General features: G+C 46.5%; 16 protein-coding genes and 1 riboswitch. Of the genes, 6 read left to right on the top strand and 10 right to left on the bottom strand.

Features of this window, described 5'->3' with window-relative positions:
* The first annotated feature begins 8 nt into the window (after positions 1–8).
* Positions 9–497 (top strand): type II secretion system protein M, encoded by a 489-nt coding sequence (locus tag AB4371_RS08300; RefSeq protein WP_017062479.1) that lies wholly within the window; start codon positions 9–11, stop codon positions 495–497.
* A 1-nt stretch (position 498) separates the two neighbouring features.
* Complete coding sequence (locus AB4371_RS08295; RefSeq protein WP_017063075.1) at positions 499–1,278, top strand: type II secretion system protein N; 780 nt, start codon at positions 499–501, stop codon at positions 1,276–1,278.
* A gap of 119 nt (positions 1,279–1,397) precedes the next feature.
* On the opposite strand, the gene cysQ is transcribed toward AB4371_RS08295, so the two are convergent.
* The 4 genes from cysQ to AB4371_RS08275 form a co-directional block, all read right to left on the bottom strand.
* The gene (cysQ, locus tag AB4371_RS08290; protein ID WP_017062477.1) at positions 1,398–2,225 is read right to left on the bottom strand and encodes a 3'(2'),5'-bisphosphate nucleotidase CysQ; all 828 of its coding nucleotides are present in this window, start codon (positions 2,223–2,225) and stop codon (positions 1,398–1,400) included.
* A 36-nt stretch (positions 2,226–2,261) separates the two neighbouring features.
* Entirely contained in the window at positions 2,262–2,813 is a 552-nt protein-coding gene (gene nudE / locus AB4371_RS08285; RefSeq protein ID WP_017062476.1) for an ADP compounds hydrolase NudE, read from the bottom strand.
* Positions 2,814–3,102: 289 nt separating this feature from the next.
* Positions 3,103–3,687, bottom strand: a complete 585-nt coding sequence (gene nfuA, locus AB4371_RS08280) for a Fe-S biogenesis protein NfuA (RefSeq protein ID WP_004741449.1) — start codon at positions 3,685–3,687, stop codon at positions 3,103–3,105.
* A 109-nt stretch (positions 3,688–3,796) separates the two neighbouring features.
* Positions 3,797–4,510 carry a ComF family protein gene (locus AB4371_RS08275; RefSeq protein ID WP_170962812.1) on the bottom strand — a complete coding sequence of 238 codons (714 nt, stop codon included), beginning with the start codon at positions 4,508–4,510 and terminating at the stop codon, positions 3,797–3,799.
* Positions 4,511–4,603: 93 nt separating this feature from the next.
* Here AB4371_RS08275 and bioH point away from each other — a divergent pair, with 93 nt between their 5' ends.
* Together bioH and AB4371_RS08265 are read left to right on the top strand one after the other, a co-directional pair.
* On the top strand, positions 4,604–5,380 hold the full coding sequence (gene bioH / locus AB4371_RS08270; protein WP_102394586.1) for a pimeloyl-ACP methyl ester esterase BioH: 777 nt from the start codon (positions 4,604–4,606) through the stop codon (positions 5,378–5,380).
* A gap of 353 nt (positions 5,381–5,733) precedes the next feature.
* On the top strand, positions 5,734–6,207 hold the full coding sequence (locus tag AB4371_RS08265) for a hypothetical protein (RefSeq protein ID WP_017066129.1): 474 nt from the start codon (positions 5,734–5,736) through the stop codon (positions 6,205–6,207).
* 267 nt (positions 6,208–6,474) lie between these two features.
* Here AB4371_RS08265 and AB4371_RS08260 read toward each other — a convergent pair whose 3' ends face one another.
* Together AB4371_RS08260 and greB are read right to left on the bottom strand one after the other, a co-directional pair.
* The gene (locus AB4371_RS08260; RefSeq protein WP_372149425.1) at positions 6,475–8,805 is read right to left on the bottom strand and encodes a Tex family protein; all 2,331 of its coding nucleotides are present in this window, start codon (positions 8,803–8,805) and stop codon (positions 6,475–6,477) included.
* 663 nt (positions 8,806–9,468) lie between these two features.
* Positions 9,469–9,951, bottom strand: a complete 483-nt coding sequence (gene greB, locus AB4371_RS08255) for a transcription elongation factor GreB (protein ID WP_017062470.1) — start codon at positions 9,949–9,951, stop codon at positions 9,469–9,471.
* Positions 9,952–10,129: 178 nt separating this feature from the next.
* Here greB and ompR point away from each other — a divergent pair, with 178 nt between their 5' ends.
* Positions 10,130–10,849 carry a two-component system response regulator OmpR gene (ompR, locus tag AB4371_RS08250; RefSeq protein ID WP_008218409.1) on the top strand — a complete coding sequence of 240 codons (720 nt, stop codon included), beginning with the start codon at positions 10,130–10,132 and terminating at the stop codon, positions 10,847–10,849.
* 153 nt (positions 10,850–11,002) lie between these two features.
* Positions 11,003–12,298, top strand: coding sequence for a two-component system sensor histidine kinase EnvZ (gene envZ / locus AB4371_RS08245; RefSeq protein WP_102320999.1), 1,296 nt, complete (start codon positions 11,003–11,005; stop codon positions 12,296–12,298).
* A 276-nt stretch (positions 12,299–12,574) separates the two neighbouring features.
* Here envZ and recG read toward each other — a convergent pair whose 3' ends face one another.
* The 4 genes from recG to gmk all read right to left on the bottom strand — a co-directional run bounded on the left by recG (position 12,575) and on the right by gmk (position 18,012).
* Entirely contained in the window at positions 12,575–14,653 is a 2,079-nt protein-coding gene (gene recG / locus AB4371_RS08240) for an ATP-dependent DNA helicase RecG (RefSeq protein WP_017066313.1), read from the bottom strand.
* 177 nt (positions 14,654–14,830) lie between these two features.
* Entirely contained in the window at positions 14,831–16,957 is a 2,127-nt protein-coding gene (gene spoT, locus AB4371_RS08235) for a bifunctional GTP diphosphokinase/guanosine-3',5'-bis pyrophosphate 3'-pyrophosphohydrolase (protein WP_102398526.1), read from the bottom strand.
* Positions 16,958–16,996: 39 nt separating this feature from the next.
* A complete protein-coding gene (gene rpoZ / locus AB4371_RS08230; protein WP_009848003.1) occupies positions 16,997–17,269 on the bottom strand; it encodes a DNA-directed RNA polymerase subunit omega in 273 nt (90 codons plus the stop codon).
* A 119-nt stretch (positions 17,270–17,388) separates the two neighbouring features.
* A complete protein-coding gene (gmk, locus tag AB4371_RS08225; protein ID WP_017062466.1) occupies positions 17,389–18,012 on the bottom strand; it encodes a guanylate kinase in 624 nt (207 codons plus the stop codon).
* 348 nt (positions 18,013–18,360) lie between these two features.
* A riboswitch (purine riboswitch) is annotated at positions 18,361–18,460 on the top strand.
* Positions 18,461–18,500 lie beyond the last annotated feature (40 nt).

Genomic DNA, 18,500 nt, shown 5'->3' with positions numbered 1-18,500 from the left:
GATCAGTGATGAGAAATATGATTGAGCCACTCCAAGCGTGGTGGACTTCAATAAGTCAAAGAGAGCAACGACTAGTGATTGGTTGCTCAATTCTATTGGTGGTCGGTGTCGTTTATTGGGGGCTAATCCAGCCACTCAGTCAGCGAGCTGAACTTGCGCAGACCCGCATTCAAAGCGAGAAGCAACTACTGGCTTGGGTAACCAATAAAGCCAATGAAGTGGTTGAACTACGAGGCAGTGGCGGCATTAGTGCCAGTCAACCTCTGAATCAATCTGTGCCTGCTTCTATGCGTCGCTTTAATATCGAGCTGATACGTGTGCAACCACGTGGCGAGATGCTGCAAGTCTGGGTGAAACCTGTGCCTTTTAATCAGTTCTTAGATTGGCTGACATACTTGAAAGAGAAGCAGGGTGTCGAAGTTGAGTTTATGGACATTGATCGCTCCGATAACCCAGGGGTTATTGAGGTCAACCGACTACAGTTTAAACGAGGTTAATGTGAAACGCGGTTTATCTTTGAAGTTAGGTTTACTTTTTGGCGGCATCTTTATTGTCTTTTTCTCGGTTAGTCTGTTGCTGCATCTACCGGCCTCTTTTGTACTCAAACATGCACCGGCTGTGCGTGGCTTGAATATTGAAGGTGTTGAAGGAACGGTTTGGCAGGGCAGCGCCAATAATATCGCCTGGCAGCGTGTTAATTACGGTTCAGTGCAGTGGGACTTCCAGTTTTCTAAGCTATTTCAAGCCAAAGCAGAACTGGCGGTTCGTTTTGGTCGTAACAGCGACATGAACTTGTCAGGTAAAGGGCGTGTCGGGTACAGCATGAGTGGCGCGTATGCAGAGAACTTAGTGGCCTCAATGCCTGCTATGAACGTGATGAAATACGCCCCAGCCATTCCAGTCCCGGTTTCAATTGGTGGAAAGGTTGAGCTGACGATCAAGCATGCGGTTCATGCTCAACCTTGGTGTCAGTCTGGTGAAGGTACTGTGGCTTGGTCTGGTGCTGCAGTCGATTCACCTGTTGGTTCGTTAGACCTTGGTCCTGTGATTGCGGACATAACCTGTGAAGACAGTACAATTGCAGCCAAAGGCGTTCAGAAGAGCACTCAAGTAGACAGTGAGTTCTCAGCGAGTCTAACATCTAACCAGCGCTACACATCTGCAGCGTGGTTTAAACCGGGTGTTGAATTCCCGCCAACGATGCAAAATCAGCTTAAATGGTTGGGTAATCCTGATAGCCAAGGTAAGTACCAGTTTACTTATCAAGGTCGTTTTTAGCTAAACGGCTAAGGGTCACTAAATTACGAGATATAAAAAACGGGCACCTCACTGAGGTGCCCGTTTTGTTTGTTCTGAGAATCTAGAGGATATCTGACAGTTAAAGGGAGCAAACTCGCCTAGTCTTTGCCTTGCAAAATTTCTACCCACGGTAAATCTGCATCACCGAGTACAATGAAGTTCGGGTTTTCTAGCGTTTCTCTTTCATTGTACGAAAGCGGTTCTAGTTGAGTACTTAAGATACGTCCGCCAGCTTCTTCAACAATGCACTGCGTTGCGGCGGTATCCCACTCTCCGGTTGGTCCAAGGCGCAGATAACAATCCACAGCGCCTTCTGCGACTAAACAGGCCTTAAGCGCTGCTGAGCCTAGAGGAACCAAATCATAATTCCATGCTGAGCTCATACGGCTAGTGATGCGATTGATGTCCTGGCGACGGCTGATCGCCATGGCGATTGACTGGTTTGGCAGCTCGTGACGATGCGTTTTGATTTTCACGCTGTCATTAAGGTCTGGGATCTTCCAAGCGCCTTTGCCACTGTAAGCGTAATAGCTCACACCTGAAACGGGTGCGTATACCACGCCCATCACTGGCTTGTTATGCTCGATTAGGGCGATAATTGTCGCGAAATCACCACTTCGTGCGATGAACTCCTGGGTGCCGTCCAATGGGTCAACTAACCAGTAGCGATCCCATTGAGAGCGTTGCTCTAGGCTGATGTCGGCGTCTTCTTCGGATAATACGGGAATATCAGGCGTCAATTCACTGAGTTTTTTTAATATCAGCTTATGTGCTGCAAGATCGGCACTGGTTACTGGAGTGTCATCACTCTTAATGAACTCTTCGTAATCCTTTTTCTCGTAGATCTCTAAGATGAGTTGACCAGCAGAGCGAGCAATCTCAATGACAGAGGGTAGGAGGTGAGACAAATCTTTTGTTATTGGCATAAATGTTCTCTTACTCTTAGAGCGAGCCTGAATGTTCTAGTTATTGTTTAATACACGAAGGCTTAAAAGCAGGGCTGTAATACTCCGAGCCTCACAGAAATCGAGATGTGTTAACAGTTCTTCGGCTTGAGCAAGTGGCCAGCGCACAATATCGAGAGGCTCTGGCTCATCACCTTCTAGCTTTTCTGGGTAGAGGTCTTCTGCAATAAACAGCGTCATTTTGCTAGAGAAGTAAGAGGGTGCAAGGATCACTTCCTTCAGCGGAGTAAGCTTGTTGGCACCGAAGCCTATCTCTTCTTTGAGTTCGCGAACGGCGGCTTCGTTTGGCTGCTCACCTGGATCAATCAGCCCTTTTGGAAAGCCAAGTTCGTAGCGTTCAGTTCCCGCTGCATATTCACGTACTAATAGAATATCGCCTTGCTCAGTAATAGGAACCATCATCACTGCGTTGCGCCCGCTGGGCTTCATGCGTTCGTAAGTGCGCTCTTCGCCGTTTGAAAAGCGTAAGTCGAGAGACTCGATAGAGAATAGTCTTGATTGAGCGACAGTTTGTTTGGCCAAAATCTCTGGCTTGGTCCTTTTCGTCATTGCGCTCGCTCCTTAGCTCATTGGAATTCTTTCTTATAAAGTCATTCTAATATAGGGGAAATGACCTTGAGTTCCTAGATCCGAGTTTTCATATCCGAAAATTATTGAAGCAGGAATCGATTACGATCACTTGAATACCTTACTCAAGATGGTAACGAGGTGAAAATATGGTTGTATAGCAAAAGAGTATAGAGAGAACGCGATAGTCCTAACTTGCTTATCCACATAACAAAAAAGGTTGATGCTTGCGCATCAACCTTTCAAATAACAACTAACACTAAATCAGTGATTAGTAGTAAGAGTGCTCACCACGATCGTGCTCAGTTGCATCACGAACAGCAGTCAGTTCACCTTCAAACTGTTGAAGAAGTTCTTTCTCGATGCCTTCTTTTAGCGTTACATCAACCATAGAACAACCGTTACAACCACCACCGAATGCTACAATAGCTGCGCCGTCTTCAGTGATTTCTACCAAGCTAACGTGACCGCCGTGACCAGCAAGTTGCGGGTTAACTTGTGTTTGAATTGCGTATTCAACACGTTCTAGAAGTGGTGCATCGTCTGCGACTTTACGCATCTTAGCGTTTGGTGCTTTAAGCGTTAGCTGAGAGCCCATTTTGTCAGTAACGAAGTCAATTTCAGCTTCATCTAGGAACGGTAGGCTTAGCTCATCTACGTATGCAGAGAAAGCTTCGAATTTAAGCTCTGTGTCAGACGCTTCGATAGCATCTGTTGGGCAGTAAGAAACACCACACTCAGCGTTTTGTGTGCCTGGGTTTACCACGAACACACGAATGTTTGTACCTTCAGGCTGCTGTGACAGCAGATTGGCAAAGTGAGTTTGAGCTGTTTCTGTAATAGTAATATTTGACACGACGAATACCTGAGTAGATTTGTAGGTTATTAGCGCCATTCTACTCCTGTCAGATTTGTAATTCAGCCCTTTTTTGTTGGATTGCTGTACAAGTAGTGATTCACAGCTTTTATCCAGAGGGCTCAGGAGTGCGGCAGATGCAGTAAATATCAATCCTTTTAACGTCCACTTCAAGTAGTAATTGGCATAATTGATACACAGTACTGCCGGTGGTTACAACATCATCAATTATCGCGACGTGAGAGGGGATAGTTCCTTGAACGTCTTGTTTTCGCAGCGCAAAAGCGCTCTTTAGATTGTGTAATCGTGCGGATTTAGTCAGCCCCTGCTGGGAAGCCGTTGAGCGAATTCGACGAAAGAGCACATCACTTTCAACGCCAAGCTCTTGAGCCGTGTAGTCGGCTAGCAGCTTACTTTGATTAAAGCCGCGATGAGTATATCGACGCCAATGCAGCGGCACGCTGGTGATCAGCGGAGCAGGATATTCGATACGTGATGCCAATAGCTTAGATAGATCACGTGCAAACCAAAACTTATCAGCGTACTTCATTTGCTGAATGTAACCTGCTGTAGGGAAGGTGTAATCGCCGACACAGTAGAGGCGATGCCAGGGTGGAGGTTGAGATAAGCACTGTCCGCACTGCTCTACTGTGAGCAGTGTTTTTAAACCACATCGTTGGCAGCGTGGTACTGGCTGAAAGAGTTTGAGACAAGAATTGCACCATCGAGGATGTGTATCACTGGGCAGTTTATCAAGTTTGCACAGGTGGCATTGAGGTGTGACCAGACGTGGTGTGTGTTTTTGTAGCCAATCGGATAACATAGCTCGTGATGCTTTTGGGTTATGGTGTTCCTTTTGCTCACCATACTGAAAAGCGCGGATTATCGCTGATGGAAAAAGTAGGGAATATTGAGAATGAGTGACGCGTTATATTGGCATGTTTCTGGGCAAGGGCCTGATTTAGTACTGGTTCACGGCTGGGGAATGAACGGTGCGGTATGGCAACAAACCGTTAATGCATTACAAGCTGATTTTCGAGTGCATGTTGTCGATTTACCAGGGTATGGACACAGCGCGCACTGCCACGCTCAAGATCTTGAAGAGATTGCTCAGCAGCTTTTGGCCGAAGCACCAAAGCAAGCGATTTGGGTGGGTTGGTCACTTGGAGGCTTGGTCGCAACGCACATGGCTCTCCATCACTCAAATTACGTGAGCAAGCTGGTGACTGTCGCCAGTTCTCCCAAATTCGCCGCTGCAAAAGAGCCCGTGTTATGGCGAGGCATTCAGCCCAACGTATTAAGCGCATTCACCGAGCAACTGGTTGAAGATTTCCAAACCACCATCGAACGCTTTATGGCATTGCAAGCCATGGGCAGCCCTTCAGCAAGGCAAGATGTAAAACAACTCAAGCAAGCGGTGCTGTCTCGCCCGTTGCCGAACCCTGATTCATTATTGGCAGGATTAAAGATGCTGTCGGATGTCGATCTGCGTGAACAACTGCCTGAGATTTCAGTACCAATGCTACGCTTGTATGGTCGATTAGATGGATTGGTGCCAATCAAGGTTGCAAAAGACTTAGGTACAGCCTTGCCTCATACCGAGCAATACATATTTACCCAGTCTTCGCATGCACCGTTTATGACCGAAGCGGATGCCTTTTGCAGTGAGCTTGTCAGCTTCGCACAAAAATAATTGCTAAATATATATCCGGCTTGGTCGATATATAAGCTAATACCAATCACAGTAAGTAAGTGTTCAAAAATAGCGTAGGTAAAAGGCTTGAGAACAAGGCAGCTTTTTTTTGACAAGTAGTTTCGATAAGTAGTTATTCTACAATCAAAAAATCTAACGCCGTTATCGAGCATTTTAACAAGCTAGGATGATCAGTTATTTACTACGATTGGTATAACACCAACGTGTTGCATGATACTCAGACCTAACTCTCTCCAGAGCTGATTGCGCTAAGTTGGGCTATGCCTGTTGTGCGTTCTCGGTACAACAGTGTTATGGCAATATTGATGGGCGATTCTTGAGGAGAGTTCGCGATGATTGTGTCACCTGCAACTGCAGTGAGTGTGCCACTAATCGCCCCGTCCGTTAATGTGCAAACAGAGCAAGTTGCGCGTGATAATAGAGTCCGAGAACCTATTGCTCCCGCAGTAGCATTGGCGAGAACCAATGCAGAGCGTAAGGTAAAATCAGACGATAAACGAAGGCAGCAGTCGGCTTGGGATCCTTCAGACCATCCAGGTTATGAAATGGAGAACGAGTCAGAGGCCAATTCGGTTAGCCAAGAAGAGCCACAAGACCCTTTTGATCGGCTGTTCAGCTTATTGGCACTGAAAACATACAGTGCTGATCAAGGCAAAGGTTATACCATGCGTTTCCGCCTGCCAAAGCATGTTTTAGATGCGGCGATTCAGGAAGGACAGATGGAGAAACGACGTAAGGTCATAAAGTATCATTATGGTCATGCTGTTGCGCCTCATGCTCCGTCAGAGATGTTGGTCGTATTATAATTATACTCTTCATACTTGAAGCTGCAGCGTTGTTAACTGCGTAAGTTCACCCTAATCACATAGAACCCCTATGCTCATAGGGCTGAACTTCATTCCTTTGTAGGGAAAAGGTTGCCTAGCTGCAACTCCAATTATTTTGAGTATAAACACGAAGAATACAACCAAGCTTCGATGTCTTTTTTGAACACATAATAAAAAAACCTGCATACCCTAAGGGATGCAGGTTTTCTGTTTTAAGCACATCAGCTTTTTAGATGAGCTAATGGATTACTTTTTCGCTTTAGCAAAAGCGGCAGCGAATGCTCCACCCATTGCAGCGTTTTGTTGCGGCTCTTCACGACGGCGTTGGCCACCTTGCGAGTTTTGATTCGAGCGGTTTTGTGTGCGAGGTGCACTTGAACGTTGAGCACGGTTGTCTTGTCCCGGCTCGTCCTTCATACGCATGCTTAGTGCAATACGTTTACGCTGAACATCCACTTCCATCACCTTCACTTTCACGATGTCGCCCGCTTTAACCACTTCACGTGGGTCAGAGACAAAGCGATCGGTGAGCGCTGAAATATGCACTAAGCCATCTTGGTGAACACCAATATCAACGAAGGCACCAAAGTTAGCCACGTTCGATACCACACCTTCTAAAATCATGCCCGGTTCTAGATCTGAAACACTGTTTACGCCATCGGCGAAGGTTGCAGTCTTGAACTCAGGGCGAGGGTCGCGTCCCGGCTTATCCAGCTCCTTGATGATGTCGGTGACCGTTGGAACACCAAAGTTTTCATTGGTGTAATCAACCGCGTGCAAACCACGTAAGAAGTCGGTGTTACCCACCAGAGATTTGATGTCTTTGTGGTTTTTCTCAGCGATGCTTTTCACTACTGGGTAAGCTTCTGGGTGAACCGATGATGCATCCAGTGGGTTTTTGCCATCCATAATACGTAGGAAGCCGGCACACTGTTCAAAGGCTTTTGGCCCCAAGCGTGCGACTTTTTTCAGTGTAGTACGTGCTTCAAAACGACCATTTTCATCACGGAAGTCCACGATGTTCTGAGCGATGGTGCTAGACAGGCCAGCAACACGAGTCAGTAGCGCAGCCGAAGCGGTATTCACATCAACACCAACCGCGTTTACACAGTCTTCGACAATCGCATCTAGGCGCTTAGCGAGCATAGTTTGGCTCACATCGTGTTGGTATTGGCCCACACCGATCGATTTAGGGTCAATCTTCACTAGCTCTGCCAGTGGATCTTGCAGACGACGAGCAATAGACACCGCACCACGAATTGATACATCCATGTTCGGGAATTCTTTTGCAGCTAACTCAGACGCGGAATAAACCGATGCGCCCGCTTCGCTAACAATGATCTTTTGCGCTTTTAGGTTGCCGCGTTTAATTACGTCAGCCACAAAGCTGTCGGTTTCGCGTGAAGCCGTACCGTTACCAATCGCAATCAAATCAACATTGAATTGACGAACCATCTGCTCAACCACGTGTGCCGATTTGTCGTATTGCTTTTGAGGTGGGTGAGGGTAAATAGTTTCTGTTGCCAAAACCTTACCGGTTGAATCCACGACAGCGATTTTCGAACCGGTACGTAAACCTGGGTCCAAGCCTAAGGTTGCTCGAGGACCAGCTGGCGCTGCCATGAGTAGGTCTTTTAGGTTGGTTGCGAATACTTCAATCGCTTCGATCTCTGCACGCTCTTTCATTGCGCCCATCAATTCAGTTTCCATGTGCATAGAAACCTTGATGCGCCATGCCCAGCTAATCACTTGCTTACGCCAAGCATCCGCAGGTGCGCTGCTTAGGGTAATGCCGTAGTGATCAGAGATAATGTTCTCACAGTATGAACCACGTACACCTTCTTCTTGCTCTGGGTCTGCGTTCATTGCCAGTGTTAAGAAGCCTTCATTACGGCCTCGTAGCATTGCAAGAGCACGGTGAGACGGCACTTTGCTGAGTGTTTCGTTGTGCTCGAAGTAGTCTTTGAACTTCTCGCCTTCTTGCTCTTTACCTGTCACTACACGAGCGACTAGCTCTGAGTTGCGTGTTAGGTGTTGGCGAATCTTTTCTAGTAGGTTTGCGTCTTCCGCAATGCGTTCCATGATGATCGCACGAGCACCATCGAGAGCAGCTTTGGTATCGGCAATGCCTTTATCGTTGCTGATGAAGTTCGCCGCTTCCGTTTCTGGATCGTGCTGTGGTTCATTCCACAGTGTGTCGGCAAGTGGTTCTAAGCCCGCTTCAATCGCGATCTGGCCTTTAGTACGGCGCTTTGGTTTGTATGGCAGGTATAAATCTTCTAGGCGAGTCTTGCTGTCTGCTTGAGTGATATCACGCTCGAGTTCTGGCGTGAGTTTTCCTTGGTCTTGAATCGACTTAAGAATTGTTTGGCGACGATCGTCTAGCTCGCGAAGGTATGAAAGGCGGCTATCAAGGTTACGTAGTTGGGTATCGTCTAAGCCACCCGTAACTTCTTTACGGTAGCGGGCAATAAAGGGAACGGTGTTACCGTCGTCAATTAGGTTTACTGCGGCAGTGACTTGCTCAGAACGGACATTCAGTTCTTCAGCGATCAGTCGACAGATAGCTTGGCTCATCCGATGAATCTCTTATTTAATATCATGACAAATACATGGGGGTGAGCGTACGCTTTTTCTAGCTTTGGCTGTGTAATTATCCTGTCAGAAGTCGAATTTCCGTTTCTGATACCCGCTTTGTGCGAGATCTCTTACAAGTGATGTGAGACTAAGTCGCTTTAGACCGATGAAATCGTCTTGATGTTACACTAAGTTGCTGATTTTATTTGATTGTGTGTTTGTGGGCGTATTTCTCACCTGAAATGTTTTTTAAGACTATCTAGGAAACACGGCCATTTGCCGTAATATTTAACTTGTCGACAGGGAGTTGGCAGGAACAGGAAAAAGCCTAATGGACTAGGTATCTTCAGGATGAAGATTTGATTACTTAGGATGAGTGGTCAGCAAGGAAGTGATAATCTCTGGATGAGATTCGCCAGTCAGGATGACAGGCTAGAATGGACACCGCTAGGATGGCGATGAACAAAAAGGAAATTGGTTAAAGGATTTAGCCACTATCAAGGAAAGATGCAGGGAGCACCTTATCTCGAAGAGATAAACAGTAGCCGGATTGCTGCGATAGAGACTTAACCCCGCTAGGCGAAAGCCTTGCGGGGTTTTCTTTTATCTGGAGTTTGGGTTTGCTGAACACTCAGTTTATCGCTAAGTGTTTATTAAGTTTGGTTATTCGTTGTCTGCGTAGCGAATCGAGTTAATGAACCACTCTTTGTCGCCTTCCGGTGTTTTTACCGTAAACTCGTCATCTACTTCTTTCTTGAGCAGAGCTCTAGCCATTGGTGAGTCGATAGAGATATAGCCTTTAGCATCGCCGTAGATCTCTTCTGGGCCGACAATTCGAAACTTCTTAATTTCCCCATCATCATTCTCAATTTCGACCCAAGCACCGAAAAAGACCTTACCTTCTTGTTGTGGCGAGTAATCAACGATCGTGACATCAGGTAGGAACTTTCTTAAAAAACGCACTCGGCGATCGATCTGACGAAGTAGACGCTTATTGAAGGTGTAATCTGCGTTTTCTGAGCGATCTCCAAGGCTTGCCGCCCAAGTGACTATCTTAGTAATTTCAGGGCGTTTCTCGTGCCATAAGTGGTCATGTTCTGCTTTGAGTTTGTTATAACCTTCTCGGGTGATAAGTTTGGTTTTCATAAATCTGACTTAATGAAATGATGATCTAAGATAGAATATATAGAAAGGCAACATACGTTAACAATTATTTAGGCGACTTTTTCTCCAATAATGTTACATTTTTAATGTCTTATACCAATATACAATTTACCAAGAATGCTTAACCTTAGGTTTAAGCTTTAATAGGTGGAACCATTACATGCAAGAAAACTACAAAATTTTAGTGGTCGATGACGATGCTCGTTTACGTGCACTGTTAGAACGCTATCTGTCAGAGCAGGGCTTTCAAGTGCGTAGCGTGGCAAACAGTGAGCAGATGGACCGCCTGTTAACCCGTGAAAATTTTCACTTGATGGTATTGGATTTAATGTTGCCGGGCGAAGATGGTCTATCGATCTGTCGTCGTTTACGAAACGCAAACAACTCGCTACCAATCCTGATGCTTACAGCAAAGGGTGATGAAGTGGATCGCATTGTGGGCTTGGAAGTGGGTGCTGATGATTACCTGCCAAAACCATTTAACCCACGTGAACTGCTTGCTCGTATTAAAGCGGTACTGCGTCGCCAAGTCATTGAAGCGCCGGGCGCACCAAGTACAGAAGAGTCTGTGGTTGAATTTGGTGAATTCCGTTTGAACCTAGGTACTCGCGAAATGTTCCGCGGTGAAGAGCCAATGCCGCTTACTTCGGGTGAATTTGCGGTTCTTAAGTCCTTGGTAACGAATGCTCGTGAGCCAATGTCTCGCGATAAGCTGATGAACATGGCTCGTGGCCGTGAGTATTCAGCAATGGAACGTTCTATCGATGTTCAGATTTCACGTCTGCGTCGTCTAGTTGAAGAAGATCCAAGCAAACCTCGCTACATCCAAACGGTGTGGGGCTTGGGTTATGTATTCGTTCCAGATGGCAAAGCTGTGTAATTCAGCTTAATAAGCTCTACAGTAGCTTTATCGATTCTGTGAATCTTACGGGTCATCTCATTAATATGCGATGGCCCGTTTTCTATTCAGCACAATGGTTTAGAGTTATAGTCATATAACTCTTTCTTTATCTTTCTACATCTCGGGTACCCCATGCGTATACGTAGCTCCTTTACTCAGTCGATAGTGCTTTTCTTAACGCTATTGGTCGCTAGCCAAATTTTTTCTTATTACGCGGTGTTTAACTATGCGTTGATGCCAAGTTTGCAGCAGTTTAATAAGATTTTGGCTCACGAGCTAAACCTGGTATTGGACCAAGGCAGTGATATCGAGATCGATGCGCCATTGCGTCAGCGTGTGCTTGAACAGCTCGGGGTAACCGTTCACGCCAAGGGCAGCGAAGCGGCGGGTGAGTATTACCATGCGGTCGCAATCGACCTGATGAGTGAGGAGATGACCAAGGAGCTGGGTTCTGAAACTGAAGTGCGGCTGATCTTGGGTAAAGAGAGCTATGTGCTTTGGATGGACATTGCGCAGTTACCCAACTCTTTAATTCGTATTCCGTTATCAGAGCTGCAAGAAGAGGATTTTGCACCACTGTTTCGTAACAGTCTGATCATGGCGCTGTTGATTGTCGCAGGTGGTTGGCTGTTTATCCGATTGCAAAACCGTCCGTTGATCGCGCTAGAGAAAGCGGCGCAAGGTGTCGGGCGAGGTGATATTCCACCGCCATTGCCAGTTCAAGGCGCACAAGAGATTCGCTCGGTAACTCGAGCCTTTAACCAGATGTCGAAAGGCATCCAAGAGCTAGAAGAAGACCGCGCCTTGTTGATGGCGGGTATCAGCCATGATTTACGTACTCCGTTAACGCGTATTCGCTTAGCAACCGAGATGATGTCGCCAGAAGACAGCTATTTGGCGGAAGGCATCATCAGTGATACCGAAGAGTGTAACGAGATCATCAGTCAGTTCATGGATTACCTAAAGCCTGTTGACAGAGACTCATTCCAAGCGGTGTTTGTCGATGATATTGCGCGAGAAGTCTCTAGCTCTGAAGGTGGCTATGAGGTCCAGATTGAAACCGATATTCCAGAAACCATGAAACCTGCGTTGGGCAACCCGATCGCAATGAAGCGTGCTGTGAGCAACTTGGTGGTGAATGCGCTGCGTTACGGTAATGGTTGGGTCAAGGTATCAACTGGTATGACGGCGGATAACAAGCTTGCTTGGGTGACGGTAGAAGATAACGGGCCGGGTATTCCACAAGACCAGATCGGAAAGCTGTTTGAACCTTTCACGCGTGGTGACACGGCTCGTGGTAGCGAAGGAACGGGCTTGGGCTTAGCAATTGTGAAACGTATCGTTAGCCAGCATCAAGGTGCTGTTGTGGTCAATAACCGCAGTGAAGGTGGCTTAAAAGCGCAGATCAGTTTCCCGGTTAAGCCCTAGTTATCATCGGTCCGTTTGATGACGATAAGTTCGGTTCGGGGAACGGTTAAGAGATCCCCGACTCGGTCATTCTTCCCTCTCCGAGGATGACGAATTGCTAACCATGGACTTTGATGATGAAAGTTTACTTTGATCGTCATTCCCTATCGTGAGGAACGAGCGAATAGGGAATCTCGCTCTTGCTTGATGAAAGTAACGCACACTAAAAAGGCTTCCTTGAGGAAGCCTTTTTTACGTTTGAACACGGTCTCAGTGTTAACTATGCCTTAGTGTTAACTACGCCTTAGAGTAAACATCGCGTTCACCCAACCAACGGTTGATGATCGCCTTAGCATTGTCTGGGTAGCTATCGTGAATATGACGCGCAATACGCTGCACTTCAGGTATCAAACGTTGGTCACGAATTAGATCGGCGATCTTGAAATCAGCCAAGCCAGTTTGTTTGGTACCGAGCAATTCACCGGGGCCACGGATTTCTAAGTCGCGCTGTGCAATCACAAAGCCATCGTTACTTTCACGTAGCACACCTAGGCGTTTCTGAGCGGTTTTAGACAGCGGAGAGTGATACAACAATACACAATGACTTGCGACCGAACCTCGGCCGACACGGCCACGCAGTTGGTGCAGTTGCGCTAGGCCAAGACGTTCTGGGTTCTCGATGATCATTAAGCTCGAATTCGGAACATCCACACCCACTTCAATCACGGTTGTCGCAACCAATAGATGCAGCTTGTTCTCTTTGAACTCTCGCATCACCGCTTGTTTCTCGGCGGGTTTCATACGGCCATGGACTAAACCAATTTTTACGTCAGGCAGTTTGCGTTGTAGCTCTTCTGCTGTATCAGCTGCAGCTTGAGCTTCCAGTACTTCCGATTCATCAATCAGCGTACATACCCAGTAGGCTTGTTTGCCTTCATTGAGACACGCATTTTTCACACGTTCAACAATGTCATCGCGCTTGGTATCAGGAATTGCCACGGTTTGAATTGGGGTTCGTCCCGGTGGCAGTTCATCAATAATCGAAGTTTCGAGGTCGGCATAGGCCGTCATTGCTAACGTTCGTGGGATTGGGGTAGCGGTCATGACCAACTGATGGGGGTAGTAGCCTTGCTTTGCGCCTTTCTCACGTAGCTCTAATCGCTGGTGGACACCAAATCGGTGCTGTTCATCAATGATCACTAAACCAAGGTTTTTGAACTCGACATGCTCTTGGAACAGGGCATGAGTACCGACCACCATTTGCGCTTCGCCACTGGCAATACGTGTTAGTTCAGTTTCACGAGCTTTGCCTTTGAGCTTACCTGCTAGCCATCCAACTTGAATACCCATTGCCTCAAACCAGTTGGCAAAGTTAATCGCGTGTTGTTCTGCGAGTAGTTCAGTGGGTGCCATAAGTGCTACTTGTTGACCGTGTTCCAATGCGCGAACCGCCGCCAGTGCAGCGACTAAGGTTTTACCAGAGCCCACATCACCTTGCACTAAACGCATCATAGGATGCGGCTTTTCCAAGTCAGCTTCGATCTCTTTGGTCACTCGTGCTTGGGCATTGGTTGGTGAAAACGGCAGCTGAGCCAGTAGCTTATCTTTAAGGGTGTTTACTGGAGGAAAAGGCATTGCCTTGTCTTGCTGCCCTTTGCTACGAACAGACAACATAGACAGGTTTTGAGCCAGTAACTCTTCCATAATTAGGCGTAGTTGCGCAGGGTGCTTGCCTTCATCAAACAGCTCTAGGTCAATGCCCGGGGGCGGCCTGTGAATGGTATGCAGTGCTTGTGCGAGGGTAATTTGGTGGTCGTATAAACCTGATGGGAGAAGCTCGTTAACTGCGGCCTTGTCGATTAGCTCTAAGGCTTGATCGGTAAGATTACGCAGCGTGACTTGTCTTAGCCCTTCGGTGGTTGGGTACACCGGAGTCAGGTTGGCTTCAACGTCTGGTTGTTGCCTAGGAGCAAAGAATTTGTAATCCGGATGGACAATCTCAAGCCCCATATTGCCGCGCTTGATCTCACCATAAGCATGCACTTGTTTGCCTTCGGCAAAGTTATTCTTCATGCCTGCAGTGAAGTTGAAAAAACGCAGTGTAATAGTGCCATTACCATCACTGATCTTTACTGCGAGCATCTTACGTTTACCGAAAATGGTATCGACGTGCATTACCTTGCCTTGCACTGCTGCCCATAAACCAGCATGCAGTTTTACGATTGGATAGATACGCGTTCGATCTTCATAGCGCAAAGGCAGGTGAAATAGCAGGTCTTGTACATTGTTAAGCCCAACCTTCTCTAGTTTCTCTGCGACTTTAGCGCCGACTCCAGATAAAGAGTTGAGAGGGATAGCAGATAAAAGCTGTGACATAACAAGGCTCATAAACGTAAGAGAGATGATCTATTCAAGCATTTTACTGGATTTTTGTACAGGCAGGAATGGGAGGGAGCGCGGTAAATACTAGGATTACGGTTATAAAAATCCCCTTAAGCGATAAAGCATTAAGGGGATTTAAATTCTTGGCAAAACTATTATCAAGTTTAAACGTTAGTTCTTACGACGTCTTACTTTCAGCGCGTGTGGCATCACACGTAGCTTTTTCATAATACTTGCAAGATGAACACGATCTTTGGTGGTCAGCAAGATAGTCACTGTGTACAGGCGTCCATCACGTTCTTCAGTTGAAATACCGTGAATGTTCGAGCCTGTTTTCGAGATAACGTTAGTTAACTCAGCCAGTGCACCTTGGTGATTCTGCAGATCAACCTGAAGTTCAGCAGTGAACTCTTGGTCGTAATCGTCAGACCATTCAACCGCCATGTATTTGTCTGGTTCTTTCTGGTAACCACGAACGTTTGGACACGTTTCACGGTGAACCACAAGGCCACGACCTGGCGATACATGGGCAATGATGTGATCATCTGGAATTGGGTGACAACAGTTAGCGAACGTCAGTAGTAGACCTTCAGCACCACGGATAGCCAATTTCTTCCTTGGTGTGTCGCTGTTGTTTTCCACTTCAGTCAGTTCGTCAGCATCACCCAGTAGACGACGAGCAATAACGATACTCATCAGCTCACCAAGACCAATCGATGCCAGTAAGTCTTCAACATTGTCTAGGCGAAGATCAGACAATACGTGGTCGATATTCTCTTGGCCGATATCGGCAATAGAGTGTTCGCCAAGTGCGTGGTTCAGTAGACGACGACCTAAGGTAATCGACTCTTCGCGGCGCATAGTCTTCAGAACCTGACGGATCTTAGTACGCGCACGTGAGGTCACCACGTAGTTGAGCCATGCTGCATTCGGACGTGCGCCCGGAGCACTGATGATCTCAATGGTTTGACCGTTCTTCAGTGATTTGCTGAGTGGGTAAGGGTTCATGTCTACACGAGCACCTACACACATGTTGCCGACATCGGTATGTACCGCGTAAGCAAAATCGACCGCTGTTGCGCCTGCCGGAAGTTCGACAATGCGACCCTTCGGCGTGAACACGAAGATCTCATCTGGGAACAGATCAGACTTAACGTTTTCAATGAATTCGAATGAGTTACCCGCGCTTTGTTGCAGCTCAAGTAAGCTCTGCATCCAACGTTGTGCTTTAACCTGTGCGGTCGTGCCATTACTGCTGCGTGAGCCGTTGCCTTTGTAAGACCAGTGCGCTGCGACACCTTTGTCTGCCATTTGATCCATATCTTCAGTACGGATCTGAACCTCAACTGGCACCCCGTGAGGGCCGATCATTGACGTGTGCAGAGATTGGTAGCCGTTGGCTTTTGGTACCGCAATGTAATCTTTCATGCGGCCAGGGCGAGGCTTGTACAGGCTGTGAGCCTGACCAAGTACGCGATAACAAGTATCTGGGGTATCAACCACGACGCGGAAAGCGTAGATGTCCATAATGGTGTGGAAGCGCTGCTCTTTAGTTTTCATCTTGTTGTAGATGGAGAACAGGTTCTTTTCACGACCAAGTACGCGAGCAGGCAAACCGACCTCTTCAAGGCGGCCTTCAATTTCGCTATGGATACGTTGGATCATTTCCTTACGGTTACCACGCGCAGCTTTCACTACGTTTTTAAGTACGCGATAACGGTTAGGATAGAGGGCTTCAAAGCCTAGCTCTTCTAGTTCGGTCTTGATGTTATGAATACCAAGACGGTGAGCTAGTGGAGAATAAATCTCTAGGGTTTCACGAGCAATACGACGCTTTTTGTCAGGACGAAGTGCCCCAAGCGTGCGCATGTTGTGAGTACGGTCAGCTAATTTGATCAAGATAACGCGGATGTCTTGCACCATGGCGAGAACCATCTTGCGGAAGTTCTCTGCTTGCGCTTCTTTGCGATCACGAAATTTAAGCTTATCCAGCTTAGATACACCATCAACCAATTCAGCAACGGTATTGCCAAATTTTTCCTCTAGATCTTCTTTAGTGACATCACAGTCTTCGATGACATCATGAAGCAGAGCAGCTTGCAGGGTTTCGATATCCAGACGCATTTCTGCCAGGATTCTTGAAACAGCTACAGGGTGGATAATGTATGGTTCACCGCTTGAGCGGGTTTGCCCTTCATGGGCGTCTCTCGCTACCACATAAGATTGACGCAGAGCCTCAATTTGAGGCTCTGTTAGGTATTCTTGGGCAACGTCTTTGAGGCTATCGAATAGATACAAATTAAAGGCCCGGAAGGTTAATTAGTTCGAATGACGTTCTTAACGAGTGTGAGCGATGCTGCTTACTGCTGCAAGTTCAGCCGCTTCTTGCTCTTGTTGCTCTTGACGTTCACGAGCATCTAGTACGTCTTTAGTGATAAGACCTTCTTCGATTTCGCGAAGAGCGATAACCGTTGGCTTATCGTTTTCTTCAGGCACTAGTGAATCTTTACCGCCAGTTTGCATTTGACGTGCGCGGCGAGCCGCAATAAGAACTAGGTCGAAACGGTTGCCAACTTTTTCAACAGCGTCTTGAACAGTTACGCGTGCCATGAGGACTCCAAATAGTAATTAACTAATAAATTTTTGATGACGAGAAAGTATACAAGTTTAACTAGATACTTTCTAGATCACCGTATACTTATCTCAATAGAAAATCTAGGGGATCTAGATTATTCCGCTAATAAAGCAGTAAGCATGCCGCTGTATTTCGCTGCTTGCTTATCTTCTTTTAAGCGTTCCGCACGAATGATAGCTCTGAAGTCCATTAGGGCTGCATCAAAGTCGTCATTCACGATCACATAATCATATTCTGCATAGTGAGAAATCTCTGATTTTGCTTCGCTCATGCGTTTCGCAATAACTTCGTCGCTGTCTTGACCGCGAACATTCAAACGACGCTCTAGTTCACCATTTGATGGTGGAAGAATGAATACACTCTTCGCTTGAGGCATTTGTTCACGGATCTGACGAGCACCTTGCCAGTCGATATCTAGGAATACATCGATACCGCGGTTTAGGTTTTCTTCAATCCAAACGCGTGAAGTACCGTAGTAGTTGCCGAACACTTCAGCGTACTCTAGGAATTCACCTTTAGTAATAAGGTCTTCAAAATGATGCTTCTCTACGAAGTGGTAGTGAACACCATTTTCTTCACCAGGGCGCATACCGCGAGTGGTGTGTGAAACAGATACCTTCATTGCGTAGGTTGGATTGGTTTCTAGCATTGCTGAGATCAAGCTCGACTTACCTGCGCCACTAGGTGCAGATACGATGTAAAGAGTACCTTTGCCCATCTGTATATTTCCACTGTTGGTTGGATTGAGTGAAGGCAATAAACCTACACTTTAAAAGATAGCACTGACTCTAATTTTTGTTCCGATGGCGCATCTACTAATTGTGCCGTTGGTTACGTCTATAAAGAGATAACGAGTAAAACTAATAGAAGCAACTGGTGAAAATTAGGTCAGAAAAATGGAGGCGAAGAGTAGCATATTTAGATGATTGAGAACAACTGGCTTGATCGTTATTTATCAGCAAATGATCTTCTCAAAGATCTTTGTATAAATGTAATGACTCGTCATCGGTACTTTTTTATGTGATCTAGACAAAATTTGTTGAAGTTTTAATCTCAATCCTTACAATCCGCGCAAACGATTAAATGCTGTATATATCTAGTGATATGGACTAGATGTTTCTACTACCGAGCCTACCTTGGTGACTACAGTTTTTAGTGTAGAGACCTCTCTATTCTCACAGCATTTGAATCACCAAATTCTTAATT

Source organism: Vibrio sp. 10N.261.51.A3, assembly GCF_041471965.1.
Lineage (GTDB): Bacteria > Pseudomonadota > Gammaproteobacteria > Enterobacterales > Vibrionaceae > Vibrio > Vibrio crassostreae_C.
Note: the sequence above shows the minus strand (reverse complement) of the source record. Positions and strands in the feature narration are given on the sequence as shown.